Origin of the sequence: Agrobacterium sp. CFBP2214 (genome assembly GCF_030209895.1) — a bacterium.
GTDB lineage: Bacteria > Pseudomonadota > Alphaproteobacteria > Rhizobiales > Rhizobiaceae > Agrobacterium > Agrobacterium radiobacter.
In genome coordinates this window covers 26592-53181 of record NZ_JARVRC010000003.1, presented here as the reverse complement: position 1 = coordinate 53181, position 26590 = coordinate 26592, and the positions used below count along the sequence as shown (strand labels likewise).

Genomic DNA, 26590 nt, shown 5'->3' with positions numbered 1-26590 from the left:
AGCCCTGACGTTTATCCCTATTGCGCCTCAGCCGTACACTGCTGCGCCACTTCGCTGACCTTCGTCTGCTGATCCGCGCTGAGTTTGCCTTCCATCATCATATCGAACAGGTTTTCGGCCTGCAGCTTCTCCAGCGTGCAGCCGCAGAAACGCTGGCATAGTTCCAACCCGTTTGCCTGCTCGACGCAGCTTTTTTCACAGCTCGATTTGTACAGCTCGACCTGATCGACAGGCGGAGGCGGAGCGATGAGCGACAGGGTGTAAACGAGGCCGATCAGCACCGGCTGGTGGATAAGGTAAAAGGCGAGGCTGTGGCGGCCGGCGCTGGCGATCAGGTTACGAGGTGAACTCGGGCTTCGAAAGCGATCGAGCCAATCGCGTGGCGTGACGAATTGCGAAACCGCAAGCCCGGAGAGGAAGGGTGCAAGCCAGGGCAGCAGTGGAACATAATCGTTCGAGCGGGGCGGCATGGTGGAAAAACCGATCCAGGTCAGCCATTTTGCGTTGAACAGTTCGGATTGCAGATATTGCGGCAGGATGAAAGCGATCACCGCAAAAAGCAGCGTCACGACTGCAGGGGCTCGCAGGAACAGCAGCCCCACGAGGCTTGCGGCGGCGATATTGTGCAATATGCCGAAGAAGATGAAACTGTCCGGAAAGGCGAAATAGGTCGCGACGGTAATGAGCAGCGCCGAACCGGCCACCATCGCAAAACGTTTGCCGAAAGACGGCCAGTTCACGCCCTTGCCATGGGCGAGAAACAGGCTGAAACCGGCCAGGAACAGGAACGAGCTGGCGATGCCGCGCGCATAGAGTTTCCACAGGCCTGTCGTCGCCGTGCCGGGTTCGAGATAGCCGAAATATTCCAGGTTCCATGTGAAGTGATAGGATGCCATGGCGATGAGGGCCAGCCCGCGCAGGGTGTCGAGACCGCCGATGCGGCCTTTGCGGCGGTTTTCGTTTGCGGCTGCGTCTGTGTCCATGTTTCCCGCTTTTTTCAGCTTTTCGAGGGAGCTGACATTCACTTGGATTCGCTCGAAATGACCCGAGGGCTTGGCCCTTGAAGTGCGGCTATTTCAAGGCTGGTTTTCTTCCATGATCGCGCGCCGGGCCTCGGAAAAGAACTGGCGGCGCAACAGCGCCACGATGATGATGACCGTACTGGCAATGAAGACATAGGGGCTGATGAACCAGCCGAGATAACCGATGGACAGAAAGATCGTCCGCAGGCCGTCATTGAAGTTCTTAGCAGCGATGATGTTCATCTTTATGACGTTTTCGGCCGCCCGCTCCGCTGCCTCGCGATCCGCGTTGACATCGTGGACCATGGGGATGGCGCCGAAAAGAATCGTGCAATAGTTGAACAGGCGGTAGGACCAGCCGAATTTGAAGAAGGAGTAACCGAAAAGACAGGTGAGCCCTATGACCTTCAGTTCGAAGGCCGTGCGCCCGGCATAATGCACGAAAGGCATGTCGCGAAACACCGATTCGACCTGTTCGGTCGCGCCCAGAAGAGCGAAACATCCACCGATGGCGAAGATGGAGGTGGAGGCGAAAAAGGCAGTGCCGTTCTGCAGGCCGGCCATGATCTGCGTGTCGATCATCTTCAGGTCGCGCTTCAGCGAATTCATGATCCAGTGGCGACGGCGCTCGGCCATGGCCTGATTGAGGCTGGCTCTCGAAAACAGCCTCGTTCCCGTCGTTACATGGGTATAGATGGCCCATAGCAGGATGAAAACGACGATCGAGATATAGTCCATGACGGTCATCACGGGCAGGCCACCTTGCTGTTTGCGAATCTTCGAAAGCATATTGATTTGAAGGCCATGGCAAGGCAATGGCGGTGACTGCCGTCACTCGATATTCTCCTTCGGCGTTGCGGTTTCATCATTCGGTTTTTCGCTAACTTTCCGGTAACCAAGTCGCTTTATCAATCCACTTGCGGACGACAGGTCTGCCGGTTCCGGGTAAGGTTTTGCGTACCGGTTCCGCGTAAATCCCGGCACGGTCACCCGCCGATTGACAGGATGGCATTTCGCACCTAGCCTTTCATCAGGACCGGTGTTTCCGGTATCCGGGGTAATCAGGGCTTTTCATGTCCCGCATCCTGCGGGCAGGTCTTGTTTCTCCGGTCCGGTATCAGCGGCAGTCCGGCATGAACAACCGGGGGACGCCTTTTTCTACGAATCGTTCCCTTCATGACCGCCCGTCCCTGGCTTGCGTCACCGCAAAGATGCCGGTCCGATTCATTCTTTTCCTTCAGGTTTCCCATGACAGATAAAAACCGCTCCGTTTTCATTCTTGGCGGCGCGCGCTCCGGCAAATCGCGTTTTGCCGAGGAATTTGCGGGAAAATCCGGCGGACGCCTGCATTACCTCGCCACAGGGCGAGCATGGGATGACGAGATGCGCGACCGCATCAGCCATCATCAGGAGCGGCGCGGCGGGGAATGGACCACCCATGAAGCGCCGGTCGATATCGCCGCCGTTCTGCAGCGGCTCGACGACGCGGGAAATGTCATTCTCATCGACTGCCTCACCCTGTGGCTCACCAATCTGATGATGGAGAATGCCGATATCGAGGCTGCCTTCACCGCAGTTGAGGCGGCGATCATATCGTCGCAGGCGACGCTGATATTCGTCTCCAATGAAGTGGGTCTCGGCATCGTGCCCGAAAACCGCATGGCGCGCGAATTCCGTGATCACGCCGGCCGCCTGCATCAGCGAATCGCAGCCATTGCCGGCGAGGTCTATTTTGTCGCCGCCGGGCTGCCCCTGAAGATGAAGGGCTGAGACGACACCCGTCTAGGCTGGTCGATATCGCCCTGCGTTTTTTGCTTTTACGCAAATTCCCCTCGTAAAGCCGCGCCCTGTTTTGCCGGGGCTGCGACAGCTTTGCATTCTTGATCTGGATCAAGGTGGGCTTTCCCGCGCGGTGGCAATGCTCCAACCGACGCAAAGGCGCGTTCCCGCTCTCCCAGGCGCGTGCCGTGCCTTTCGTCGGTCGGCTTGCACGTTGGGGGAAACCAACAATGAATTACACGTTAGAAACCGCGATCGTGGCCCTCGGGGCCTTTCTCGCGTTGCTCGGGGCAGCCTTTGCCCATGACAGTCTTTTCGCTGCCCATATGTGGGTGCTGTTCTTTACACTTCTGGTCAGCACGGTGCTTCTGCTGCGCCGTGTCTCCTTTGCGCCTGTCGATCAGGCGGCGCGTGCGCGCCTCAAGTCGGAATATTTCGATGAGGTGGTGAAATACGGCGTCATCGCCACCGTGTTCTGGGGTGTCGTCGGTTTTCTGGTGGGTGTCGTGGTGGCGCTGCAACTCGCCTTTCCCGATCTCAACATCGCGCCCTATTTCAATTTCGGCCGCATGCGGCCGCTGCACACATCAGCGGTGATCTTCGCTTTCGGGGGAAATGCGCTGATTGCCACGTCTTTTTACGTGGTGCAGAGAACCTGTCGCGCGCGCCTCTTCGGCGGCAATCTCGGCTGGTTCGTGTTCTGGGGATATAATCTCTTCATCGTCATGGCCGCCACCGGCTACCTGCTCGGTATTACCCAGGGTCGCGAATATGCGGAGCCGGAATGGTATGTCGATATCTGGCTGACCATCGTCTGGGTTGCCTATCTCGTCGCCTTCCTTGGCACGATCTTCATGCGCAAGGAGCCGCATATCTATGTGGCGAACTGGTTCTACCTGGGATTCATCGTAACGATTGCCATGCTGCATATCGTCAATAATCTCGCCATTCCGGTCTCGTTCCTTGGCGTCAAGAGCTACTCGGCCTTTTCGGGCGTGCAGGATGCGCTGACGCAATGGTGGTATGGCCACAATGCCGTCGGCTTCTTCCTCACCGCCGGCTTCCTCGGCATGATGTATTATTTCATTCCGAAGCAGGTGAACCGTCCGGTCTATTCCTACCGCCTGTCGATCATCCACTTCTGGGCGCTGATCTTCATGTATATCTGGGCCGGCCCCCACCATCTGCATTATACCGCGCTGCCGGACTGGGCGCAGACGCTCGGCATGGTGTTCTCGGTCATGCTGTGGATGCCCTCGTGGGGCGGCATGATCAACGGTCTGATGACGCTTTCGGGCGCATGGGACAAGATCCGCACGGACCCTGTCGTGCGCATGATGGTGATGGCCGTTGCCTTCTACGGCATGGCGACCTTCGAGGGTCCGATGATGTCGATCAAGGCCGTCAACTCGCTCAGCCACTATACCGACTGGACCATTGGCCATGTTCATTCCGGCGCACTCGGCTGGAACGGCATGATCACCTTCGGCGCGATCTATTACCTGACGCCGAAACTGTGGGGCAGGGAGCGTCTCTACAGCCTGCAGCTGGTCAACTGGCACTTCTGGCTCGCCACGCTCGGCATCGTCGTCTACGCCGCCGTCATGTGGGTGGCCGGCATCCAGCAGGCGCTGATGTGGCGCGAATATGATAGCCAGGGCTTCCTCGTCTATTCCTTCGCGGAATCGGTCGCAGCGCTGTTCCCCTATTATGTGATGCGTGCATTGGGCGGCCTGATGTTCCTCAGCGGCGCGCTGATCATGGCTTACAACGTCACGATGACCATCCTCGGTCATCAACGCGAGGAGGGCGTCCGCGAGGACGCGGCTCCTTCGCTGCAGCCCGCTGAATAAGGAGAGGCCGATGTCCATACTCGACAAACACGGCGTCATCGAACGCAACGCCACGCTGCTTCTGGTCGGCTCCCTGCTGGTCGTCTCTATCGGCGGCATCGTGGAAATCGCACCGCTCTTCTATCTCGAAAACACCATCGAGAAGGTGGAGGGCATGCGGCCCTACACGCCGCTGGAGTTGGCCGGGCGCAACATCTACATCCGCGAGGGATGTTATGTCTGCCACAGCCAGATGATCCGTCCGTTCCGCGACGAGGTGGAGCGTTACGGGCACTATAGCCTGGCGGCGGAATCCATGTATGACCATCCGTTCCAGTGGGGTTCGAAGCGCACGGGGCCGGACCTCGCGCGCGTCGGTGACCGCTATTCGAACGAATGGCACGTGCAGCATCTGGCCGATCCGCGCTCGGTGGTGCCGGAATCGATCATGCCGTCCTATGCGTTCCTCAAGACCACGCCGCTGAAGATCACCGACGTCTCCATGGAGCTGAAGGCCAACCGCGCCGTTGGTGTGCCCTATAGCGACGAGATGATCGAGAAATCCACGGCCGATCTTGCCGCCCAGGCCGACCCGAATGCGGATTCGTCGGAACTCCTGGCGCGGTATCCCAAGGCGAAGGTGGGCGATTTCGACGGCGATCCAGCCAAGCTCACCGAAATGGATGCGCTGGTCGCCTATCTGCAGATGCTCGGCACGCTGGTCGATTTTTCGACCTATGACGATGCCGCCGGATACCGGTGAGGAGGTGTAAGCCATGGAAACCTACACGGCCATGCGCCATTTCGCCGACAGCTGGGGCCTGCTTGCCATGACCCTGTTCTTCGCCGGCGTCGTCGTTTTCACCCTTCGCCCCGGCTCGAAGAAGGCCGCGGACGATGCCGCCAGCATTCCGCTCAAGGAGGACTAGGATATGTCCGAAAAACACATTGATGACATCAGCGGCGTCGAAACCACCGGCCATGAATGGGACGGTATCCGTGAGCTGAACAATCCCATGCCGCGCTGGTGGGTCTGGACCTTCTACTTCACGATCCTCTGGGCCATCGGCTATACCATCGCCTATCCGGCATGGCCGCTGATCAACGGGGCGACGCAAGGGCTGCTCGGTTGGAGCAGCCGTGGTGAGATCGCCGCCGAAATCGCCGATGCAAAACAGTCGCAGAGCGTTTTTGTCGACAAGATCGCCAAGTCGTCGCTTGCCGATATTCAGGCCGATCCGACCCTGATGCAATTTGCCCTTTCCGGCGGTGCAGCCGCTTTCAAGGTCAATTGCATTCAGTGTCACGGTTCCGGAGCGGAAGGCGGGCAGGGTTATCCCAACCTCAATGATGACGACTGGATGTGGGGCGGCAGCGTTGACGACATCTACACGACGGTGAAGCACGGCATCCGTTTTGCAGATGATGCTGACACGCGCGCGTCGGAAATGCCGGCCTTCGGCGACATTCTCAAGTCGGACGAAATCCGCGAGGTTGCGGCTTACGTCGTCAGCCTGACGGGAAAGCCCGCCAACCCGGCGCTGGTGGAACCCGGCAAGCAGGTCTTTGCCGACAATTGCGCTTCGTGCCACGGCGAGGATGCCAAGGGTAACCGCGAGTTTGGCGCACCGAACCTCGCCGATGCGATCTGGCTGAAGGCGCATGGAGAAGAGGGCATCGTCGCGCAGATCCGTTCGCCCAAGCATGGCGTCATGCCCGCCTGGGGTGAGCGTCTTGGCGATACGACGGTCAAGCAGTTGGCGATCTTCGTGCATTCGCTTGGTGGGGGCGAGTGAAGCAAGCGGAATGTAAAGAAGGGGCGCCGGGGAGGCGCCCTTTTTTATTGTTTAGATCAGGCGTTTTCCGCCCGTCCATCCGGATATTCGGCTGGTCCCTTCAACTCGATCTTGTTGCCGAAGGGATCACGGAAATAGAACGAATGTCCCATTCCTCTCGCGCCGCCGTGAAAGGCTTCCTGTTCTATCGTGACGTTAAATTTCGCCAGATGTGCGCGAAGCGCATCATGGTTCAGAGGGCCGGTCGCTATGCAGATGTGATCGACATTACGTCCTCCGGCGACGGGCGGAGCAGCCTTTGTGCCACCGGGATGCGTGACATCCCACAGCACGATCAAGGCATTTCCGCACCAGACTTGTTCCATCCCGAGAGCAGGGTAAGAGTAACCATCCCTACAACCCAGCACATTCCGGTAAAAATCGAGCGCCCGCATCATGTCGTCGACGATGAAGACGATATGATCGATACCGACCAACGAAAAAGGCGGCGTTGTCAAAGTCATGACGGGCTCCTGCCAATCAGTTTTTCGACCAGACGGCCAGTTCGTATCCATCCGGATCGGTGAAATGAAAACGGCGTCCGCCGGGAAACTCGAAAAGCGCGACGCTGATCTGGCCGCCGGCGGCCTCGACGCGGCGCTGGGCATCCTCGATATCGGCGGCGTAGAGAATCACGAGCGGCCCGCCTTTGGCCGAGACGGGTGCCGTGGTGGTGAACCCGCCGGTCAGCCGGCCGTCGGAAAATTCGCAATATTGCGGACCGTAATCCTTGAAGGACCAGCCAAAGGCGCCGCCGTAAAATTCCTTGCTGCGCTCGATATCGGTGACGTTGAATTCGACATAGTCGATCCGCCGGTCGTTTGTATTCGTGGTCATCGTTCCTCCATCAGTCCTTTTCGAGCAGCGCCTTCAGCGTTTCGAGATCGGCCGTGATCGCTCTTGCATCCTGCTCGAAATCCTCATCCGTCATATCCTGAAGGCGAAGGAGGGTGAAACTCACCTCCGTACCGCTGCCGTTCGGCGTCACCCGTAGCGCGTTATAAACCTTGATGCCATCCGGCAATGTCACGACATGGTCGATGACGCCGAATTCGTTTGCGGGCGCAAAATTGACGCGCACCTCGCCAAGCGGTCCGCCCTCGGCGATCCAGTCCTCGCCATCGGATTTGAGGCCGCCCGCAAGGCCTGCGGCCCAGCTGGGCATGTTCTGCGGGTCTGAGGCGAAGTCGTAGACCTGGGCCCAGGGTTTTTCGATCGACAGATGAATGATTCTCGACTGCATGACAGGCATTTCATCCTCCCTTGGCGGCGCGTTCCCATACTGCGCCACTTTGTCGTCACTTGATGTAAGTCAAGGATGTTTCACCGGGGAGATGGGAGAAAGCAAGGAGATAAAAACGGACATCTTACCATGAACATCTATCGCGCCGGACAGGACAGCCCGCAACAGCCCGTCGAAAGGCTGGAGGCGGAAGCCGTCAATTCCGCAAAAACGCGCAAACCGCTCTACGAAGCCCGCAAGAAGATTTTTCCCAAGCGCGCGGAAGGTCGGTTCCGGCGGTTCAAATGGCTGGTGATGCTCGTCACCCTCGGCATCTATTATCTGACGCCGTTCCTGCGCTGGGACAGGGGCCCTTATGCACCCGATCAGGCTGTGCTGATCGATATCGCCAACCGGCGCTTTTATTTCTTCTTCATCGAAATCTGGCCGCAGGAGTTCTTTTTCGTTGCGGGATTGCTGGTCATGGCGGGGCTGGGGCTGTTTCTCGTCACCTCAGCCGTGGGGCGCGCATGGTGCGGTTATACCTGTCCACAAACCGTCTGGGTCGATCTGTTTCTGGTGGTTGAACGGGCGATAGAGGGAGACAGGAACGCCCGCATGAAACTGGACGCCGCGCCCCTTACATTCGGCAAATTGCGCAAGCGCGTGCTGAAACATGCGATCTGGCTGGTGATTGGCGTTCTGACCGGCGGCGCCTGGATTTTCTATTTCGCCGATGCGCCGACGCTGGCGATGCAGTTCATGACGGGGCAGGCGCCGATGATCGCCTATTCGACCGTCGCCACGCTTACCGCCACCACCTATGTTTTCGGTGGGCTGATGCGGGAGCAGGTCTGTACCTACATGTGTCCCTGGCCACGCATCCAGGCGGCGATGCTGGATGAGAATTCGCTTGTTGTCACCTATAATGACTGGCGCGGCGAACCGCGCTCGCGGCACGCCAAAAAAGCCGCTGCGGCGGGCGAGAGCATCGGCGATTGCGTCGATTGCAACGCCTGTGTCGCCGTCTGTCCCATGGGCATCGACATCAGGGACGGGCAACAGCTGGAATGCATCACCTGCGCGCTCTGCATCGACGCCTGCGACGGGGTGATGGACAAGATCGGCAAACCGCGCGGGCTGATCGCCTATGCGACGCTTGCGGAATACCAGTCCAACATGGCGCTGGCGACCGGCAACGGTGCGCACGCCATCCGGCCTGCCAATGTGCGCGAGGAGGATGGCAGCTTCAGGAAGAGCATCCGCCACTTCAACTGGCGCATCGTCTTCCGGCCGCGCACGCTGCTTTATACGGCCATCTGGTCGGCGGTCGGCATCGGCATGCTGTTTGCGCTGGTGACGCGCGAGCGGCTGGCGCTCAACGTCCTGCACGACCGCAATCCGCAATATGTGCTGGAATCGAACGGTTCGATCCGCAACGGCTATACCGTGCGCATTCTCAACATGGTGCCGCAGCCGCGCACGATGAGCGTCACGATCGAGGGCATCCCGAATGCGGTGATGAAGATAAACGGCATGCCGGATACGGCCTCGCGCACTTTCGACGTCACGGTCGAGCCGGATGAGGCGACGACGCTGAAGGTCTTCGTCACCCTGCCTGGCAAGGATGTCGCGCGAACGGCTGAAAATTTCGAGTTCATCGTCAGCGATACGGGCGGCCATGAGACGGCCCGTTACGATGCTGTTTTCAACGCTCCGGGAGTGAAAAAATGACCGTGAATAATCGCCAGACATCCGGCTTCACTTTTACCGGCTGGCACATGCTCGGCGTCATGCTGCTGTTCTTCGGCACCATCATCACGGTCAACATGATCATGGCCTGGAATGCGGTGAACAGCTGGAGCGGGCTTGTAGTGCCCAATACCTACGTCGCCAGCCAGCAGTTCAACGCCAAGGCGGAAGCCGCCAAGGCACGGGCTGCGACCGGCATCAAGGGCAAGCTCGTGGTGGACGAACAGACCGTACGCTACGAGGTTTTCCATCCCGACACCGGCCCCGTCGATACGGATACGGTGACGGCGCATTTCCGCCGGCCGGTCGGTGAAAGCCAGAATTTTGACATGGAGCTCACCCCGCTTTCCACCGGCGTCTTCACCGGCGCGCATGACATGCTGCCGGGGCAATGGATCGTCGAGGTCACCGCCGTCAAGGATGGCCGGATCATCGTGCATGAGGGGACGCGGATCGCCGTCATCAGGGGGCGCAAATGAGCTGCTGCGCACCGGGAACGGAAGGTTCGCTTCAGCTTGGCGAACCGGTCAATCCACCATCGTCGGAGGAATTGCTGCTGGCGAGCCGCGATCTGGGGCAGGGGTTGCGGCAGACTGATCTCAGCGTGCCGGATGTCTATTGCGGCGCCTGCATCACCACCATCGAAACCGCGCTTAGCCGTCTCCGCCAAGTGGAGCGGGCGCGCGTGAACCTGTCGTCCAAACGCGTCGCAATCGTCTGGAAGGAAGAGGTCGATGGCGTCAGGACCGATCCTTCTGATCTCGCCCGCGCCATTCTTTCGACCGGATATCGCACGCATCTTTTCGCCAGCGGTCAGGATGCTTCCGACGCCTTGCGTTCGCAATTGATCAGGGCGGTGGCGCTGTGCGGTTTTGCCTCCGCCAATATCATGCTCCTTTCCGTCTCTGTCTGGTCAGGCGCGGATGCGGCGACGCGCGACATGTTCCACTGGATTTCGGCGATGATCGCCGCGCCGGCGCTGATCTATGGTGGCCGCTTCTTTTACCAGTCGGCCTGGAATGCGCTGAAACACGGCCGCACCAATATGGATGTGCCGATTGCGCTCGCCATCACGCTCTCCTATGCCGTCTCGCTGTGGGAAACGATCCATCACGGTGAACATGCGTGGTTCGACGCGACCGTGTCGCTGCTGTTCTTCCTGCTGATCGGCCGCACGCTTGACCATATCATGCGCGACAAGGCGCGTTCGGCGATTGCCGGACTGGCTCGATTGTCACCGCGCGGCGCGACCGTGATCGGTGAGGATGGAACGCGGGAATACCGCCAGCTTGCGGACGTCCAACCCGGAATGTCGATTGCGATCGCCGCCGGGGACCGTGTGGCGGTGGATGCCGTGGTCGTCTCCGGCAGCAGCGATCTCGACATGTCCATCGTCAACGGCGAAAGCGCACCGCGCCGCGTTACGGCAGGTGACAGCCTGCAGGCCGGTACGCTCAACCTCACCGGTTCGCTGATCGCGCGGGTAACCGCCTCGGCAAAGGAGTCCTTCCTGTCGGAGGTGATCGGGCTTATGGAGGCGGCCGAAGGCGGCCGGGCGCGGTATCGGCGTATCGCAGATCGCGCCGCGAGCTATTATTCGCCCGTCGTGCATCTTCTCGCGCTGGTGACATTTCTTGGCTGGGGCTTTTTCGGCGGCGACTGGAAACAGGCGATGCTGATCGCCATTGCGGTTCTCATCATAACCTGCCCCTGTGCGCTTGGCCTTGCCGTTCCCGTCGTGCAGGTGGTGGCCGCAGGAAGGCTCTTCCGGCACGGCATCATGGTCAAGGAAGGCTCGGCCATGGAGCGGCTGGCCGAAATCGATACCGTGCTGTTCGACAAGACCGGCACCCTGACCGTTGGAAAGCCGAGACTGGTCGAGACAGGTGACGTGAAGCCGGCCACCATGGCGATTGCTGCGGGGCTTGCCGCCCATTCGCGCCACCCCCTCTCGAAAGCCCTGCATGCCGCCTGTAACGGTGCCATGCCGACCTATGAGACAGTGCGGGAAATTCCCGGCTCCGGCGTTGAGGCTGAGACGGAAGCCGGAACCTACCGGCTCGGCAATCGCCGTTTCGCCTGCCCGGATGACGAAGCGGGCGTCGACAATGGCGATGCGCGGTCGGAAGTCGTGCTGTCCCTTGACGGCCGGCATCTGGCGAGCTTCGGCTTCGAGGACAATCCGCGCGCGGGTGCGGTTGCGGCATTGCGCAGCCTCTCAGTGCGGGGCCTCGTGCAGGAAATCGTCTCGGGTGACCGGGCGGCGGCTGTCAGCGCCATGGCGCAGCGACTGGGGATCGGCAACTGGAGTGCAGACCTTTCGCCGAGGGACAAGGCGGCCCGCTGCGCTGAGCTCGCCGGCGAGGGTCGCAGGGTGCTGATGGTGGGAGACGGCATCAACGATGCGCCGGCGCTTGCCGCCGCCCATGTTTCCATGGCGCCCGCCACCGCCGCCGATATCGGCCGGCAGGCTGCCGATTTCGTGTTCATGCAGGAGGATCTCGATGCCGTGCCCTTTGCGATCGAGACGTCGCAGCGGGCAGGAAGGCTCATCCGGCAGAACTTCGCTCTCGCCATCGGCTACAATGTCATCGCCGTGCCGATTGCGATTGCCGGTTATGCGACGCCGATGATCGCGGCCATCGCCATGTCGACATCCTCGCTGATCGTCGTCGCCAATGCGTTGCGTCTTGCCGGCACGGCTGAAACCGTGCGCTCTCGGAACGACGTTAAAACAGGATTTGCGGGAGAGGGGGCGCAACTGGCATGAACATGCTGATCTATCTCATTCCCGTCGCGCTGTTTCTAGGTGCGCTCGGCCTTTTCGCCTTCCTCTGGTCGGTGCGCTCTGGCCAGTATGAGGATATGGACGGGGCCGCCTGGCGTGCACTGGATGACGGTGACGACCGACCCCGGCGATCATAAGAGGCGAAGTGAGCTTGTCGTTTCGAGCCGGCCCTGACCTGTCGCAAATATGCAAAGCTGATTTGCGTCATCAAAATTTAATCGTTTCAGTCGCGGCTAGCCTTGCCGTTTGTTCATTACAGTGCCACAACACGACCACCTAAAAGCAAGATGGAGGCACATCCGTGGAACAGGCAGAAATCGGTTTGATCGGTCTCGGCGTCATGGGCTCGAACCTGGCGTTGAACATCGCGGAAAAGGGCAACAAGATTGCCGTATTCAACCGAACCCCTGAAGCGACGAAAAAATTCTACGCTGAAGCCGGGGACTTGCAGGGACAGCTGATCCCTTGCGAAACCATCGAGGAATTCGTCGCCGCCATTCGTCCTCCGCGCCCGATCATCATCATGATCAAGGCTGGTGACCCTGTCGACCAGCAGATGGAAATCCTTAAACCCCATCTTTCTAACGGCGACATCATGATCGATGCGGGCAATGCGAATTTCCGCGATACGATCCGCCGTTTCGACAATCTGAAGGACAGCGGCCTGACCTTTATCGGCATGGGCGTTTCCGGCGGCGAAGAAGGTGCCCGTCATGGACCGTCGATCATGGTTGGCGGCACCGAGGATAGCTGGAAGCGCGTCGAGAAGGTGCTGACCTCCATTTCCGCCAAGTACAACGATGATCCGTGCGTGGCATGGCTCGGCAATGACGGCGCCGGCCATTTCGTCAAGACGATCCATAACGGCATCGAATATGCCGACATGCAGATGATCGCCGAAATCTACGGCATTCTGCGTGACGGTCTTGGCATGAGCGCAGTCGAAATCGCCGACGTGTTCGCCGAATGGAACAAGGGCCGCCTGAACTCCTACCTGATCGAAATCACCGAGAAGGTTCTGCGCGCCGCCGATCCGATCACCGGTAAGCCGATGGTCGATCTGATCCTCGACAAGGCCGGCCAGAAGGGCACCGGCAAGTGGTCGGTCATCGAGGCGCAGAACATGGGCGTCGCCGCAACCGCTATCGAGGCGGCCGTGGCTGCCCGTATTCTCTCCTCGCAGAAGGACGAGCGCGAAGCTGCCGAGAAGATCTTCGGTCTACCGACCGTTGCACCGGCACCCGCTGACAAAAAGGCCTTCATCGCCGATCTCGAAAGCGCGCTTCTGGCCGCCAAAGTCGGCGCCTATGCGCAGGGCTTCGCCATCATGTCGGCCGCATCGAAGGAGTTCAACTGGAACCTGCCGATGCCGACGATCGCCCGCATCTGGCGCGCCGGCTGCATCATCCGCTCGGAGTTCCTCGATGAGATCACCTCGGCCTTCACCAAGGACCCGCATGTGGCGAACCTCATCGTGACGCCTGCCTTCTCCGGTATCGTTAAGGATACCGATGCGCCGCTGCGCCGTGTTGTTTCCTATGCCGTTCTCTCCGGCCTGCCGGTTTCGGCACTGGCTTCGGCGCTTGGCTATTTCGACGCCTATCGTCGTGGCCGCGGCAGCGCCAATCTCATCCAGGCGCAGCGCGACTTCTTTGGCGCGCATGGTTTCGAACGCACCGACGGCGTCGACAAGCCGCATGGCCCGTGGGGCAGCGGCGCCGATATCTTCTGATCGGCTGAAACGATAAACGACAAAAGGGTCGGCTTTGAGCCGACCCTTTTTGCTTGGTGGATATGTCCAAACCTCTTCTTCGTCATCCCCGGGCTTGACCCGAGAATCCACAGCCCATTGCGATCAATGGATCCTCGGGTCAAGCCCGGGGATGACGTCGAATTTGGAGCGATATTCGCAAGAATTATCAGGCCCGCATAAGCGGGCCTTTTCCACGGCATCCGATGATTTCACTCAGCGTGCGGCAGAGAGGCCGACGATCAAGCCGGTGACGGCGTTGATGAGCAGGAACTGGTTGTCGACGCGCACCCAGCGCTGGTCACGGCGCGGCTCGGCAAGACGGTAGCGGCGATAGTCGCGGCGGTCGACCGTGTGGCGGCGTTCGCCTGCAGACAGGCGCTGGCCGCGATCCCAGCGGTGCTTCTTGACGATGACCTTTTTCGTGGTGATCTGGCGCTCGACTGTAACGCCACGGTGGCGATCGTCATGACGGCTCTGTGCCTGCGCCATCGGAGCAGCGAGAACGGTGGCAGCCAGAAGAATGGTGATGAACTTTTTCATGAATGTTTCCTCGTGTTTCGATGAGGAGAACTTACGAATAAACGAATGAACGGAAACTGAATTTAAAATTACATTTATGTAATGGTTGTTAATGGTTAGGAGCGTGAGTTAATCTTTTATTTTGAGTTTTTCGGGGTAGCCAGACCGCCCGGCGGAACCGGGCGGTCTCTTCTGCATCAGACGCGTTCGGCGGATTTTGCCCAGAGATTGATATCCGCTTCCTTGGCGTAACCGTCGATTTCCGCAAGCTCTTCGGCCGTGAAATCCGGCCGGTCGAGTGCCTTCACGCAATCCTCAACCTGTTCGACGCGGCTTGCCCCGATCAGCGCCGAGGTGATGCGGCCGCCGCGCAGAACCCAGGCAATCGCCATCTGCGCCAGCGTCTGGCCGCGCCGCTCGGCAATGCTGTTGAGCGCCCGGATGTTCTCGACGTTGCGTTCGTTGAGGAAGGCCGGGTTCAGCGACTTGCGCTGCGCCGCGCGGCTGCCATCAGGCACGCCGCCGAGATATTTCGTCGTCAGCATGCCTTGCGCCAGCGGCGAGAAGACGATGGAGCCGATGCCCAGTTCTTCCAGCGTATCGACGAGACCATCCTCCTCGATCCAGCGGTTGATCATCGAATAGCTCGGCTGGTGGATGATGCAGGGCGTGCCGAGGTCCTTCAGGATGGCGGCGGCCTCACGGGTGCGCTTCGAGTTGTAGGACGAGATGCCGACATAAAGCGCCTTGCCCGAGCGCACGATCTGGTCCAGCGCGCCACAGGTTTCCTCAAGCGGCGTGTTGGGGTCGAAACGGTGGGAATAGAAGATATCGACGTAATCCAGACCCATGCGCTTCAGGCTCTGGTCGCAGGAGGCGATTACGTATTTGCGGCTGCCCCATTCGCCATAGGGGCCGGGCCACATGTTGTAACCGGCCTTGGAGGAGATGATCATCTCGTCGCGATAACCTCTGAAATCCGTCTTCAGGATTTCACCGAAGGCGGTTTCGGCGCTGCCGGGCGGCGGGCCGTAATTATTGGCGAGATCGAAATGGGTGATGCCGAGATCAAAGGCGCGGCGGCAGATGGCCTGTTTCGTCTGGTGCGGCGTGTCGTTGCCGAAATTGTGCCAGAGGCCGAGCGAAATCGCCGGCAGTTTCAGGCCGGTCTTGCCGCAATGATTATATTTCATGGATGCGTATCGGTTTTCGGCCGGTTGCCAAACCATGGGTCTTCCTCCACTTGCTGATGACTGGCTGCCGGAGAACCCGGCAACTTTTTGAAGCGATGAAAACAGGCGCAGGTTCACCTGTCATTCCCGAGAGGGATGGTTATGCCTTTCTCCGCATGGTTTCAATGCGAGGATTGGCAGGTATGAAGATCGAAGATGCGGAAATGCGGCTGGGGGCCGCCCGCCTTCGGCGTGAAGATGATACGGCGCGTTTCGCCGGCGGCCAGATCGAAGAGATTGTCGGAATAACGGCCGGGCTGATCTGCCTCCAGCATGACGAAGAGCGCGAGACCTGCAGCGGTGACATCGATTTCGTACTGGCCGTTTTTCAACGGGCCGACGGAAAATTCGAGCCCTGCAGGCTGAAGCTCCAGCGCCTTGTAGGTGTCGCGCACATGGTGGCCTTCGCCGGTCATACCGTTGGAAGCGATGAAGCTCCAGGCGAGGATGGCGCCGTCGGGCAGGCTATCCATGTCTATCTCGGTCAGCGTTGCGGCCCTGTCCGTTGCGCAGGTGCCGTTGGCGGATTTCAGCGGCACGCGGTTGCCGTCCATGGTCAGCGCAACGATGTTCATGTCGATTTCGACGTCTTCCGCCGTGTCGTTGACCATGGAGAAGCTCACCCGGCGCCCATCCTCGGAGGGAATGGCCGAGACGGTCACCGCCTGGAAGAAGCGGCGGGCGGCATAATGCAACGCTTTCCAGCCGCCGCCATAATCGAGGCTGGACCATGAGGCTACCGGCCAGGTGTCGTTGAGCTGCCAATAAAGCGTGCCCATGCAATGGGGCTTCAGCGAACGCCAGTAGTCCACAGCCGTGCGGATGGCGAGCGCCTGCTGGACCTGGCTCAGATAAACGAAATTCTCGAAATCCTTCGGGAAACGGAAATAGCGGAACATGGTGCCGGCGATCCGCTCATTGCCGCCGACATTCTTCTGGTGCAGCTCAATGACCGGGGAGGCGATGTTCATGTCCTTTTCTTCCGCATAGGTGCGGATGACGGGCATGGATGTGTAGGACTGGAAACCGAATTCGGAGCAGAAACGCGGCTTGACCGAGCGGTAATTGTCGAACGACTTGTTTTCGTGCCAGACGGACCAGTAGTGCATGTCACCGGAACCATCCGCGTGCCAGGCGTCACCATAATCGAGATAACCGGAGGCCGGGCTGGAGGGCCACCAGAGCGCTTCCGGTGCTGCTTTTTTCAGGGCTCTTTCGATCGTGCGGTTCAGGCGGTCGTAAGCCACGAGATAACGGTCGCGATTGTTGCGGGATTCATCGAACCAGGTCAGCGCACCCACCAGCTCGTTGTCGCCGCACCAGAGCGCGATGGACGGATGCGAGGAGAGGCGTTTCACCTGGTAGTCGACCTCATGTTCGACATTGTCGAGAAAGTCCTCGCTGCAGGGATAGAGATTGCAGGCAAACATGAAGTCCTGCCAGACCAGCAGGCCGAGCCGGTCGCAGAGATCGTAGAACCAGTCCTCCTCATAAAAACCGCCGCCCCAGACGCGGATCATGTTCATATTGGCCTCCACCGCAGAGCAGAGGAGATCTTCGGTCTTTTCCCGGCTGGCGAGCGAATAAAGTGCATCTGCGGGGATCCAGTTGGCGCCGCGGCAGAAGATCTCGCGGCCGTTGATGCGGAAGGCGAAGCGGCTTCCGGCTTCGTCCTTGTCCGTCAGAAGCTCGATCGTCCTCAAGCCGATCTGGCGGGTGACGGTCTCATCAGGCAGTTCCACCGTCAGCTTGTAGAGCGTCTGTTCGCCACTGCCGGCCGGCCACCAGAGCTCCGGATTCTCCACAAAGAAGACGTGGCGCACCACCGTCTCGCCGGCACCGACGCCGCAATCGAGTCTCAGCCTTTCATCGTTGAGGGACAGGTAGACCGGCAGGCTCGCCGGTCCCTCGGCAAACAGCGTGACGGCCACATGCAGCTCGACTCCGCCTTCGACATGGTGCTGCGAGGTGACGACATGTTCAATGCGGGCCGTATCGAGGCGCTTCAGCAGGATTTTGCCGTAAAGGCCGAGCGGCGCAATCGCGATGTTCCAGTCCCAGCCGAAATGGCATTGCGGCTTGCGCAGCATGTTGCCATTGGCAATGGGTGAATTGCCGGGGTGATAGGGAATGTAAAAAGGCTGTCGCGCCTGCCGCTCCGCACCGGCCACGATGTTGGAATGGAAATGGATGCGGATGGTGTTTTCACCCGGACGGACAGCGCGGGAAATATCCGGGCGGTAGCGGCGGAAGCAATTGTCGGCGGTCAATACCGGGACGTCGTTGACGAAGACGATGGCGACGGTGTCGAGGTAGTCGATATCGAGATACCAGCTGGCATCCGCCTCATCGAGAATGAATGTGCGCTCGATGACCCAGTCGCGCTCAGCCACCCATTGTACCACCTTTTCATTGGCGCCGTGATAGGGATCGGGAATGATGCCCGCATTTTTGAGCGCGCTGTGAATATCGCCCGGTACGGAAAGCTGGGTGGTATGGTCTCCTTCCACCGAGGTCAGGCGCCAGGGCCCAGCCAGATCAATGACAGTTTCGGGCGAGGAAGAAGAAATCATAATCGGACCCTGCATAGTATGAATTCGAAGAAGACTGGCCGGCATTATGGTGCAGGCTTGTGTCAGAATCTGGGGGAATGGATGCCCGCAAAGCGGCTGCGACACGCTTATCCGGCTTTGCTATTTCCTCCCTCCGGCAACGTTACCGTAAAACAATCGTTCCGTCATTCCTTTGAGTGACAACGAGCGACATGAATAATGACGGGCACATCTGCGTCGGGATGACCAGGTCACATCCTAAAAAAAATTATAAACTTTGTATTTTTATATCAGTGATTTGCATCAAGATATTAATCTCGTCAGTTAAGATGTGTGTCCGTGGATTTCTGGAAATTCTGTGCCGGAAGAAGGGGGAAGTATCGGGAAATATTTTCCGGACCTATATCGTTTTAGCTGAATTGGCGGATAGTCGGACAAGACCAGCCGTTGAACGCGGACCTTTGCCTTTGCAACAGAGAAAAAGCTATCTATGATTATCGTTCGGTAAAGCGTGGCGAAATGACATGAACGATACTGGCAAAACCGGCGGGGGCGAAACCCCTGCAACGACGGGCGAGCGCCCGACCTTGAAGACAATCGCCTATATGACGGGTCTCGGCATCACCACCGTCTCGCGCGCGCTGAAGGATGCGCCTGACATCGGTGCTGAAACCAAGGAGCGCGTGCGGCTGATTGCCCGGCAGATCGGCTACCAGCCAAACCGCGCGGGCGTGCGCCTTCGCACCGGCAAGACCAATGTGATTGCCCTTGTTCTGAGCGTCGATGAAGAGCTTATGGGTTTCACCAGCCAGATGGTATTTGGTATCACCGAGGTTCTTTCCACGACACAATATCATCTGGTCGTGACGCCCCACATCCATGCCAAGGATTCCATGGTGCCGATCCGCTATATTCTCGATACCGGTTCTGCGGATGGGGTCATTATTTCGAAGATCGAGCCTAACGATCCACGCGTCCGTTTCATGACTGAGCGTAACATGCCCTTCGTCACCCATGGGCGGTCGGACATGGGTATCGAACACGCCTTTCATGATTTCGACAATGAGGCCTATGCCTATGAGGCGGTCGAGCGGCTGGCGCAATGCGGACGCAAAAGGATCGCCGTCATCGTGCCGCCATCGCGGTTTTCGTTCCACGATCACGCCCGCAAGGGGTTCAACAGGGGGATCAGGGATTTTGGTCTCACCGAATTTCCGCTGGACGCCATCACCATCGAAACGCCGCTTGAGAAAATCCGCGATTTCGGTCAGCGGCTGATGCAGTCGGATGACCGCCCCGACGGTATCGTTTCGATCAGCGGTAGCAGCACCATCGCGCTGGTGGCCGGCTTCGAGGCGGCGGGTGTGAGGATCGGTGAGGATATCGATATCGTCTCGAAACAGTCCGCGGAGTTCCTGAACTGGATCAAACCGCAGATCCACACCGTCAATGAGGATATCAAGCTGGCGGGCAGGGAGCTTGCAAAGGCCCTTCTGGCGCGCATCAACGGCGCGCCGCCGGAAACCTTGCAGAGCATCAGCAGCCCGGTCTGGTCTTCGATGGCGCCGAAGCCGTAGATGGCTCGCTTCGCAATAGGTGCTGCAAGTCTTGACCCCGTTGCGTTCGCGACTTTTTTAAAGTTTGACTTTAATCTGTTAGCGTAAGATGTTGGTATAAATTATATTTTTATCGTGCTCTGACTGGCTTTCGGCTGAAGGCCCGGAATGACAGCCGGGGCGTCAGCGCACGATAATACGCATCAGGACAGGCAATCCTTCAGAGAGCCCGCAATGCCGCGCATCAGCTTGAAGTAGAGATCGGGACCGGGCTCCAGCGTCGCTGCCTCCGGGTCGAGCGTTGCCGATTTTGCTGCAGTACCCTCGGTGATGACCGAAATCAGCTTCGGCTCGAATTGCGGTTCAGCGAAGACGCAGGTTGCGCCGAGCTGGCGAACCTTTTCCTGCATCTGTTTGACACGGTCAGCACCTGGCAGGGTTTCGGGGCTGACGGTGATCGATCCCGCCGTCTTCACGCCGTAACGATGCTCGAAATACTGATAGGCATCGTGGAAGACGATGAAGGGCTTGTCCTTCACCGGCTTGACCGTTTCCTTGAGTTCGGCATCGAGCGCATCGAGATCGTCGATCAGTTTTTTGGTATTGGCCTGATAGGTCGCGGCATTGCCGGCATCGGCGGCGATCAGCGCGGTTTCGATCGTCTGCGCCATGGCCTTGGCGTTGGCGGGATCGAGCCAGAGATGGGTGTCGTATGCGCCATGGTCGTGGTCCCCGTGACCCTCCGCATGGTCGTGTCCATGATCGTGTGCGCCTTCCTCTTCGGCGTGGTCGTCATGCGCATCATGGCCTTCGTCGCCATGGTCGTGTGCTTCAAAGGGGCCGCCTTCGCGGAAGGGCAGCTTCTCCAGCCCCTTGGCGTCTTCCAGTTCCACCACGGTTGCCTTGCTGGCAAGCGCTTCCAGCGGCTTTTCCAGAAATGCTTCAAGGCCCGGCCCAACCCAGAAGACCACATCCGCCTTTTCCAGCTTGCGCGCATTGGACGGTCTGAGATTATAGGTGTGCGGAGAGGCCGCGCCGTCGACGATGAGCTGGGGTTCGCCGACGCCCCGCATGATTGCGGCGACGAGGGAATGGATGGGCTTGATCGAGACCACGACATCGGGCGCGGCGGTGGCGCCGGAAGCGGCGGCCGCTATTGCCACCGATGCCATGAGCGGGATCAGGAACGATTTCATGAAATGCACTCCACTTGAAGAAGTATAGTTATGTTATTACATTTATTGCGTTACTCTATAACGTATGCAATAGCGGTAAGCAACATCGCCGAACGGACAATCCCATGCTTCATTCCGCCCATCGGGGCAACGAGATACTGGTTTCCCTTGCCAATGCCGGCGTGCAGCGCAATGGCCGCTGGCTGGTGCGCGGCGTGGAGTTTTCCGTCAGCAAAGGCGAGATCGTCACGCTGATCGGGCCGAACGGTTCCGGCAAATCAACGAGCGCAAAAATGGCGATCGGTGTGGTGAAGCCGACCGAGGGCGAGGTCTCGCGCATTGCCGGTCTGAGGGTTGGTTATGTGCCGCAGAAGCTCTCCGTTGATTGGACCATGCCGCTTTCGGTGCGCCGGCTGATGACGCTGACCGGGCCGCTGCCAGCCCGTGAAATCGACGCGGCGCTGAATGCGACTGGCATTGCGCATCTCGCCAACGCCGAGGTCCAGCACCTTTCCGGCGGCGAGTTCCAGCGCGCGCTTCTGGCCCGCGCCATCGCCCGTAAGCCCGATCTGCTGGTTCTTGACGAGCCCGTGCAGGGTGTCGATTTCTCCGGTGAGATTGCTCTCTATGATCTGATAAAAAATATCAGAAATTCAAATAATTGCGGAATTCTGTTAATCTCGCATGACCTGCATGTGGTGATGGCGGAAACCGACACCGTCATATGCCTGAACGGCCATGTCTGCTGCCGGGGCACGCCACAGGCGGTGAGCCAGAGCCCGGAATATATGCGGCTGTTCGGCGGCTCGGCAGCCAAGGCGCTTGCCGTCTATAGCCACCATCACGATCATACCCATTTGCCCGATGGCCGGGTGCAGCACGCGGATGGTTCAGTGACCGATCATTGCCACCCCGAGGATGGCCACCACCATATGCATGACCATGGCCACCATCATGGCGACCATGGCGAATGCGGCTGCGGCCATCAGCATGAGCATGAGCATGAGGATCATATTTCCTCCAGCCAGCGGCAGGGAGAGCGCCATGTTTGACGATTTCTTCATTCGCGCCATGGTCGCCGGTATCGGCGTCGCGCTCACTGCCGGTCCTCTCGGCTGTTTCGTCGTCTGGCGGCGCATGGCCTATTTCGGTGATACGATGGCCCATTCGGCGCTGCTCGGCGTCGCGCTCTCGCTGCTGTTGCAGCTCAACCTCATCGTCAGCGTCTTTCTGGTCGCGTCGGCCGTGTCGATCCTGCTGCTCTTCTTGCAACGCCGGCAGGCGCTCTCCTCCGATGCACTGCTTGGCATATTGTCCCATTCGGCGCTGGCGATCGGTCTTGTCATCGTCGCTTTCATGAGTTGGGTGCGTATCGACCTCGTCTCGTTCCTGTTTGGCGATATTCTCGCTGTTACCCGCAGCGATATCGCCCTGATCTGGGGCGGTGGGCTGGTGGTCATCGTCTCCATGGTCTTCCTGTGGCGGTCGCTGCTCGCCTCCACCGTGAATACAGAATTGGCCGAGGCCGAGGGGTTGAACCCGGAGCGTGCAAAGCTGATCTTTACGCTCTTGATGGCGCTGGTGATCGCCATTGCCATGAAGGTGGTCGGCATCATGCTCATCACCTCGCTGCTCATCATACCGGCGGCGACCGCCAGACGTTTTTCCGCGACGCCAGAGGTGATGGCGGTGGTGGCTTCGCTGATCGGTGCTGTTGCCGTTGTTGGCGGCTTGTTCGGATCGCTCACTTACGATACGCCGTCCGGCCCTTCCATCGTGGTTGCCGCGATGATCCTCTTCGTTATAAGCCTGTTGCCGGCGCCGGGTTTTTCCCGCGCCGCGGATGAAGGAGGCAAGTCATGAATGTGCAGACCCAGCAGAACCTCACCAAAAACCAGTCGCTGGTCATGAATGCTCTCTCAAACGCGCATCAGCCGCTCAGCGCCTATATGATCCTCGACAAGCTGCGGGACGATGGTTTTCGCGCGCCGCTGCAGGTTTATCGGGCGCTGGAAAAGCTGGTGGAATTTGGTCTCGTGCACCGGCTTGAGAGCCTCAACGCCTTTGTTGCCTGCACCCATACGCAGGCGGAGTGCTGCTCGCACCACCATGGGACTGTCGCTTTCGCCATCTGCGAATCCTGCGGGCAGGTGACGGAGTTTCACGATCATGAGATCGACCACCGCCTTGAGCGCTGGGTAAAGGACAGCAAGTTCAAGGCGGAAAAGACAACCATTGAAATTCGCGGTCTCTGCGCCGCCTGCTCGGCTTAGTCTCGAGGCGGGGCGGGCGTGGATGCCCGCCGTTTCCTATCCCTCGACGATCGCCAGATCCTTCGAAAAACGCTTCCAGTTTTCGATGTATTTTTCCGCCGAGCGGCGGAGCCCTGCGACGGCTTCATCGTCCAGCGTCCGGATGGCGCGCGCCGGCGAGCCGACAATCAGGGAATTGTCCGGGAATTCCTTGCCCTCCGTCACCAGCGCATTGGCGCCAACGAGGCAGTTGCGGCCGATCTTTGCGCCGTTCAGGATCGTCGCCCCCATGCCGATGAGCGAATTATCGCCGATGGTGCAGCCATGTACGATGGCGTGGTGGCCGATGGTGCACATTTCGCCGATGACAGCGGCAAAGCCGGGATCACTGTGCACCATCACGCCTTCCTGAATATTGGTGCCGCGCCCGACGCTGATCGGCTCGTTATCGCCGCGCAGCGTTGCGCCGAACCAGATGCCGACATCCTCGCCGAGCGTGACCGAGCCGATGACATTGGCGTCGGGCGCTACCCAGTAGCTATCCGGGGCAGGGGTCTGCGGCACCCGGTCGGCAAGGCGGTAAAGCGGCATGGTGGTGTCCTCCCTTTTGGTTTTTTCTGACTGCCTTCAGGCAACCGTCACGGCAAGCGTGCCGACACCCTCGACGCCGCATTCGATCCGGTCGCCGCGCACGATGGGGCCGACGCCGGCCGGCGTGCCGGTCATGATGACGTCACCGGCGGCAAGCGTGAACAGCTTGGAAAGCTCGGCAATCACTTCCGGCACTTTCCAGATCATCTGGGCGAGGTCGCCCGTCTGCTTGCGTTCGCCATTGACGTCGAGCCAGATCGCACCCGTCGCGGGATGGCCGATCTTGTCTGCGGGGACGATGGCCGAAATCGGCGCGGAATATTCGAAAGCCTTCGCGCCTTCCCAGGAACGCCCCATCTTCTTAAGACCGTCCTGAAGGTCCCGACGGGTCATGTCTATTCCGACGGCATAACCCCAGACATGGTTCAGCGCCTCGGCCGCCGGAATATCGGAACCGCCGCTTTTCAGCACCACGACGCATTCGACTTCGTAATGTACGTTGGATGACAGCGGCGGATAGGGGAAATCCCGTCCTGATGGCAGCAGATTGTCCGGGTTTTTCTGGAAATAAAAGGGCGGCTCGCGCGAAGGATCGTGGCCCATCTCTATGGCGTGATCGGCATAATTGCGGCCGACACAATAGACCCGCCGTACGGGAAACAGGTCGCCCGTGCCTTCAACGGGCAGGAGAACGGGTTTTGGAGCGGGGATGACGGTGGCGGCCATGTGGATTTCCTGTCGTCTTTTTTGGGTGCAATTCTTGTCCCGCGATTCCGGGGCGATTTCCAGTTCAAAATGACCCTGCCTGCAAAACTGGCTTTTTGCGGTCCTTTGCTGTAGAAGCCGGCGCAAAGAGGTTAATCCATGTACAGACAAGCGCTTGCAAGCGGCGAAAAAATCTTCGCCGTGGCCCCGATGATCGACTGGACCGACACGAGGTGCAGATTTCTGCACCGGCAATTGTCGAAGCGCGCGCTGCTTTACACCGAAATGATCGTCGCCGACGCCATCATCCATGGTCAGCGTGACAGGCTGCTCGGCTATCATCCTCAGGAACATCCCGTCGCCCTGCAGCTTGGCGGGTCTGATCCGGCCAAGCTTGCCGAAGCCGTGCGGATCGCCGGGGACTACGCCTATGATGAGATCAATCTCAATGTCGGCTGTCCCTCGGATCGGGTGCAATCCGGCACTTTCGGTGCGTGCCTGATGCGCGAGCCTGATGTGGTGGCGCAATGTGTCGCCGCAATGAAGGCTGTCGCCCGCGTGCCGGTTACGGTGAAATGCCGGATCGGCGTGGATGATCAGCAGCCGGAAGCGGTTTTGCCGGATTTTCTGAAGCGGGTTGTTGCGGCAGGCGCGGACGCCGTCTGGGTTCATGCGCGAAAAGCCTGGCTGCAAGGGCTTTCGCCGAAGGAAAACCGCGAAGTGCCACCGCTCGATTATGATCTCGTCTATCGCATGAAGCGGGAGAACCCTGACGTCTTTATCGGCATCAATGGCGGTATCGCCGATCTGGATCAGGCGAGCGAACATCTCCAGCATATGGATGGCGTGATGCTCGGCCGGGCCGCCTATCACAATACGTCCATTCTTGCCGATGTCGACCATCGCATCTATGACGAAGAGGCTCGGCAGCCGGACTGGATGGCGCTGCGAGACGCGATGATGGCCTATGCCGCCGACTATATCGCCGCAGGCGGACGTCTCAACCACGTCACCCGCCACATGGTCGGACTGTTTCAGGGCATGCCCGGCGCGCGTCGTTTTCGGCAAATCCTCTCCAGCGACGCCACCCGGCCGGGGGCAGGGCCGGAAGTGATCGAGGCCGCTTTTGCGACAATCGATTTCAGCCCGACGAAAGAAATGGCGGGCTGAAAGCGCTCAGACCGCCTTTTGCAGTTCCTGCGCACCATTGGGCGCATTGACCTTGCCGCCGGTGATGAAGAAGGCGAAGACGTCGCGCGGTGTCTTTTCGACTTTTCGCTCGGCGGCGATCAGCGGTAGATCGTCCGGCATGCCGCCCTTGGCATAGGTCTTTACCCGCTCGGCCCAGTGGTCGATTTCTTTTTTCGGATAACAGGTCTTGATGTCGTCCTCGCCCTTCTGCAGGCGGCAATAGACGAAATCGGCCGTCACGTCAGGCAGCATCGGATAGTCATGATGGTCGGCGCAGACGACGGCGACCTTGTGCTTGGCGAGAAGATCGATGAATTCCGGAACCTGAAATGTCGGGTTGCGCACCTCGACGACATGGCGAAGACGAATACCGTCCTGCTTCTCAGGTAACAGGGACAAAAATGCGCCGAAATCCTCCGCGTCGAATTTTTTCGTCGGTGCGAATTGCCAGAGGATGGGACCGAGATGGGATCCGAGTTCGGTCAGCCCCTGCGTCAGGAACTTCATCATCGATTCACCGGCTTCGGCCAGAACCCTGCGGTTGGTGACAAAGCGGCTTGCCTTTAGCGAGAAGACGAAATCCTCGGGCACTTCGGAAGCCCATTTGGCGAAGGTCTCCGGTTTCTGGCTGCTGTAATAGGTGCCGTTCACCTCAATGGCCGTGAGCTGCCGGCTGGCGTGCTCCAATTGGCGCTTCTTCGGCAATTTTTCGGGGTAAAACGTGCCTTCCCAGGGCTCGAAGGTCCAGCCGCCGATACCGGTGCGGATCGTGCCTGATGTCGACATATGCTGTTCCTCCTCCGGCCTTCGGCCTTTCGAACCTTTGCGACGAAA

General features: G+C 59.3%; 27 protein-coding genes. 15 read left to right on the top strand and 12 right to left on the bottom strand.

What is annotated here, in order from left to right:
- Nucleotides 1–17 precede the first annotated feature (17 nt).
- Nucleotides 18–983 carry an acetyltransferase domain-containing protein gene (locus QRN60_RS07475; RefSeq protein ID WP_111792310.1) on the bottom strand — a complete coding sequence of 322 codons (966 nt, stop codon included), beginning with the start codon at nucleotides 981–983 and terminating at the stop codon, nucleotides 18–20.
- A 93-nt stretch (nucleotides 984–1076) separates the two neighbouring features.
- Nucleotides 1077–1769, bottom strand: coding sequence for a DUF599 domain-containing protein (locus tag QRN60_RS07470; protein WP_003502819.1), 693 nt, complete (start codon nucleotides 1767–1769; stop codon nucleotides 1077–1079).
- Nucleotides 1770–2270: 501 nt separating this feature from the next.
- Between QRN60_RS07470 and cobU the strand changes: the two genes are divergently transcribed.
- The 5 genes from cobU to ccoP all read left to right on the top strand — a co-directional run bounded on the left by cobU (nucleotide 2271) and on the right by ccoP (nucleotide 6429).
- Entirely contained in the window at nucleotides 2271–2792 is a 522-nt protein-coding gene (gene cobU / locus QRN60_RS07465) for a bifunctional adenosylcobinamide kinase/adenosylcobinamide-phosphate guanylyltransferase (protein WP_003502816.1), read from the top strand.
- A 239-nt stretch (nucleotides 2793–3031) separates the two neighbouring features.
- On the top strand, nucleotides 3032–4654 hold the full coding sequence (gene ccoN / locus QRN60_RS07460; protein WP_003502814.1) for a cytochrome-c oxidase, cbb3-type subunit I: 1623 nt from the start codon (nucleotides 3032–3034) through the stop codon (nucleotides 4652–4654).
- Nucleotides 4655–4664: 10 nt separating this feature from the next.
- Nucleotides 4665–5396 carry a cytochrome-c oxidase, cbb3-type subunit II gene (gene ccoO, locus QRN60_RS07455; RefSeq protein WP_003502812.1) on the top strand — a complete coding sequence of 244 codons (732 nt, stop codon included), beginning with the start codon at nucleotides 4665–4667 and terminating at the stop codon, nucleotides 5394–5396.
- Between the two features lie 13 nt (nucleotides 5397–5409).
- Nucleotides 5410–5562, top strand: a complete 153-nt coding sequence (locus QRN60_RS07450) for a CcoQ/FixQ family Cbb3-type cytochrome c oxidase assembly chaperone (RefSeq protein WP_003502810.1) — start codon at nucleotides 5410–5412, stop codon at nucleotides 5560–5562.
- Between the two features lie 3 nt (nucleotides 5563–5565).
- A complete protein-coding gene (ccoP, locus tag QRN60_RS07445; RefSeq protein WP_003502808.1) occupies nucleotides 5566–6429 on the top strand; it encodes a cytochrome-c oxidase, cbb3-type subunit III in 864 nt (287 codons plus the stop codon).
- 56 nt (nucleotides 6430–6485) lie between these two features.
- Here the strand turns inward: ccoP and QRN60_RS07440 are convergent, their stop codons facing one another.
- Genes QRN60_RS07440 through QRN60_RS07430 form a run of 3 tightly spaced genes read right to left on the bottom strand, consistent with a single transcriptional unit; the run spans nucleotide 6486 to nucleotide 7720 of the window.
- On the bottom strand, nucleotides 6486–6932 hold the full coding sequence (locus tag QRN60_RS07440; protein WP_003502805.1) for a VOC family protein: 447 nt from the start codon (nucleotides 6930–6932) through the stop codon (nucleotides 6486–6488).
- Between the two features lie 16 nt (nucleotides 6933–6948).
- Nucleotides 6949–7305: a VOC family protein gene (locus tag QRN60_RS07435; RefSeq protein ID WP_003502804.1), complete on the bottom strand. Its 357-nt coding sequence runs from the start codon at nucleotides 7303–7305 to the stop codon at nucleotides 6949–6951.
- 10 nt (nucleotides 7306–7315) lie between these two features.
- Nucleotides 7316–7720 carry an SRPBCC family protein gene (locus tag QRN60_RS07430; protein ID WP_003502802.1) on the bottom strand — a complete coding sequence of 135 codons (405 nt, stop codon included), beginning with the start codon at nucleotides 7718–7720 and terminating at the stop codon, nucleotides 7316–7318.
- Nucleotides 7721–7840: 120 nt separating this feature from the next.
- Between QRN60_RS07430 and ccoG the strand changes: the two genes are divergently transcribed.
- The 5 genes from ccoG to gnd all read left to right on the top strand — a co-directional run bounded on the left by ccoG (nucleotide 7841) and on the right by gnd (nucleotide 13962).
- Nucleotides 7841–9424, top strand: coding sequence for a cytochrome c oxidase accessory protein CcoG (ccoG, locus tag QRN60_RS07425; RefSeq protein ID WP_113076297.1), 1584 nt, complete (start codon nucleotides 7841–7843; stop codon nucleotides 9422–9424).
- On the top strand, nucleotides 9421–9921 hold the full coding sequence (locus tag QRN60_RS07420; RefSeq protein ID WP_020012542.1) for a FixH family protein: 501 nt from the start codon (nucleotides 9421–9423) through the stop codon (nucleotides 9919–9921). The genes ccoG and QRN60_RS07420 overlap by 4 nt, the downstream gene beginning before the upstream one ends.
- Nucleotides 9918–12212: a cation-translocating P-type ATPase gene (locus QRN60_RS07415; RefSeq protein WP_129565187.1), complete on the top strand. Its 2295-nt coding sequence runs from the start codon at nucleotides 9918–9920 to the stop codon at nucleotides 12210–12212. The genes QRN60_RS07420 and QRN60_RS07415 overlap by 4 nt, the downstream gene beginning before the upstream one ends.
- The gene (gene ccoS / locus QRN60_RS07410; protein WP_003502794.1) at nucleotides 12209–12367 is read left to right on the top strand and encodes a cbb3-type cytochrome oxidase assembly protein CcoS; all 159 of its coding nucleotides are present in this window, start codon (nucleotides 12209–12211) and stop codon (nucleotides 12365–12367) included. Before QRN60_RS07415 ends, ccoS begins: the two co-directional genes overlap by 4 nt.
- Nucleotides 12368–12531: 164 nt before the next feature.
- Nucleotides 12532–13962: an NADP-dependent phosphogluconate dehydrogenase gene (gnd, locus tag QRN60_RS07405; RefSeq protein ID WP_003502791.1), complete on the top strand. Its 1431-nt coding sequence runs from the start codon at nucleotides 12532–12534 to the stop codon at nucleotides 13960–13962.
- Between the two features lie 234 nt (nucleotides 13963–14196).
- On the opposite strand, the gene QRN60_RS07400 is transcribed toward gnd, so the two are convergent.
- From QRN60_RS07400 to QRN60_RS07390, 3 genes are all read right to left on the bottom strand, one after another.
- Complete coding sequence (locus QRN60_RS07400) at nucleotides 14197–14523, bottom strand: RcnB family protein (protein WP_003502789.1); 327 nt, start codon at nucleotides 14521–14523, stop codon at nucleotides 14197–14199.
- 176 nt (nucleotides 14524–14699) lie between these two features.
- A complete protein-coding gene (gene mgrA / locus QRN60_RS07395; protein ID WP_020812819.1) occupies nucleotides 14700–15731 on the bottom strand; it encodes an L-glyceraldehyde 3-phosphate reductase in 1032 nt (343 codons plus the stop codon).
- 125 nt (nucleotides 15732–15856) lie between these two features.
- A complete protein-coding gene (locus QRN60_RS07390) occupies nucleotides 15857–18322 on the bottom strand; it encodes a beta-mannosidase (RefSeq protein ID WP_129565427.1) in 2466 nt (821 codons plus the stop codon).
- 488 nt (nucleotides 18323–18810) lie between these two features.
- Between QRN60_RS07390 and QRN60_RS07385 the strand changes: the two genes are divergently transcribed.
- A complete protein-coding gene (locus QRN60_RS07385; protein WP_111784468.1) occupies nucleotides 18811–19863 on the top strand; it encodes a LacI family transcriptional regulator in 1053 nt (350 codons plus the stop codon).
- Nucleotides 19864–20045: 182 nt separating this feature from the next.
- Here the strand turns inward: QRN60_RS07385 and znuA are convergent, their stop codons facing one another.
- Entirely contained in the window at nucleotides 20046–21038 is a 993-nt protein-coding gene (znuA, locus tag QRN60_RS07380; RefSeq protein ID WP_112977605.1) for a zinc ABC transporter substrate-binding protein ZnuA, read from the bottom strand.
- 104 nt (nucleotides 21039–21142) lie between these two features.
- Here znuA and znuC point away from each other — a divergent pair, with 104 nt between their 5' ends.
- Genes znuC through zur form a run of 3 tightly spaced genes read left to right on the top strand, consistent with a single transcriptional unit; the run spans nucleotide 21143 to nucleotide 23290 of the window.
- Nucleotides 21143–22069 (top strand): zinc ABC transporter ATP-binding protein ZnuC, encoded by a 927-nt coding sequence (znuC, locus tag QRN60_RS07375; protein WP_129565185.1) that lies wholly within the window; start codon nucleotides 21143–21145, stop codon nucleotides 22067–22069.
- A complete protein-coding gene (znuB, locus tag QRN60_RS07370; protein WP_060725818.1) occupies nucleotides 22062–22880 on the top strand; it encodes a zinc ABC transporter permease subunit ZnuB in 819 nt (272 codons plus the stop codon). The genes znuC and znuB overlap by 8 nt, the downstream gene beginning before the upstream one ends.
- The gene (gene zur, locus QRN60_RS07365) at nucleotides 22877–23290 is read left to right on the top strand and encodes a zinc uptake transcriptional repressor Zur (protein WP_003502775.1); all 414 of its coding nucleotides are present in this window, start codon (nucleotides 22877–22879) and stop codon (nucleotides 23288–23290) included. The genes znuB and zur overlap by 4 nt, the downstream gene beginning before the upstream one ends.
- Before the next feature lie 36 nt (nucleotides 23291–23326).
- Here zur and QRN60_RS07360 read toward each other — a convergent pair whose 3' ends face one another.
- Complete coding sequence (locus QRN60_RS07360) at nucleotides 23327–23860, bottom strand: gamma carbonic anhydrase family protein (protein WP_087744026.1); 534 nt, start codon at nucleotides 23858–23860, stop codon at nucleotides 23327–23329.
- A 36-nt stretch (nucleotides 23861–23896) separates the two neighbouring features.
- Nucleotides 23897–24586, bottom strand: a complete 690-nt coding sequence (locus tag QRN60_RS07355) for a fumarylacetoacetate hydrolase family protein (RefSeq protein WP_107675552.1) — start codon at nucleotides 24584–24586, stop codon at nucleotides 23897–23899.
- 138 nt (nucleotides 24587–24724) lie between these two features.
- Between QRN60_RS07355 and dusA the strand changes: the two genes are divergently transcribed.
- Nucleotides 24725–25735, top strand: coding sequence for a tRNA dihydrouridine(20/20a) synthase DusA (dusA, locus tag QRN60_RS07350; RefSeq protein WP_111784471.1), 1011 nt, complete (start codon nucleotides 24725–24727; stop codon nucleotides 25733–25735).
- A 6-nt stretch (nucleotides 25736–25741) separates the two neighbouring features.
- Here dusA and QRN60_RS07345 read toward each other — a convergent pair whose 3' ends face one another.
- On the bottom strand, nucleotides 25742–26542 hold the full coding sequence (locus tag QRN60_RS07345; protein ID WP_060724997.1) for a DUF72 domain-containing protein: 801 nt from the start codon (nucleotides 26540–26542) through the stop codon (nucleotides 25742–25744).
- Between the last annotated feature and the right edge of the window lie 48 nt (nucleotides 26543–26590).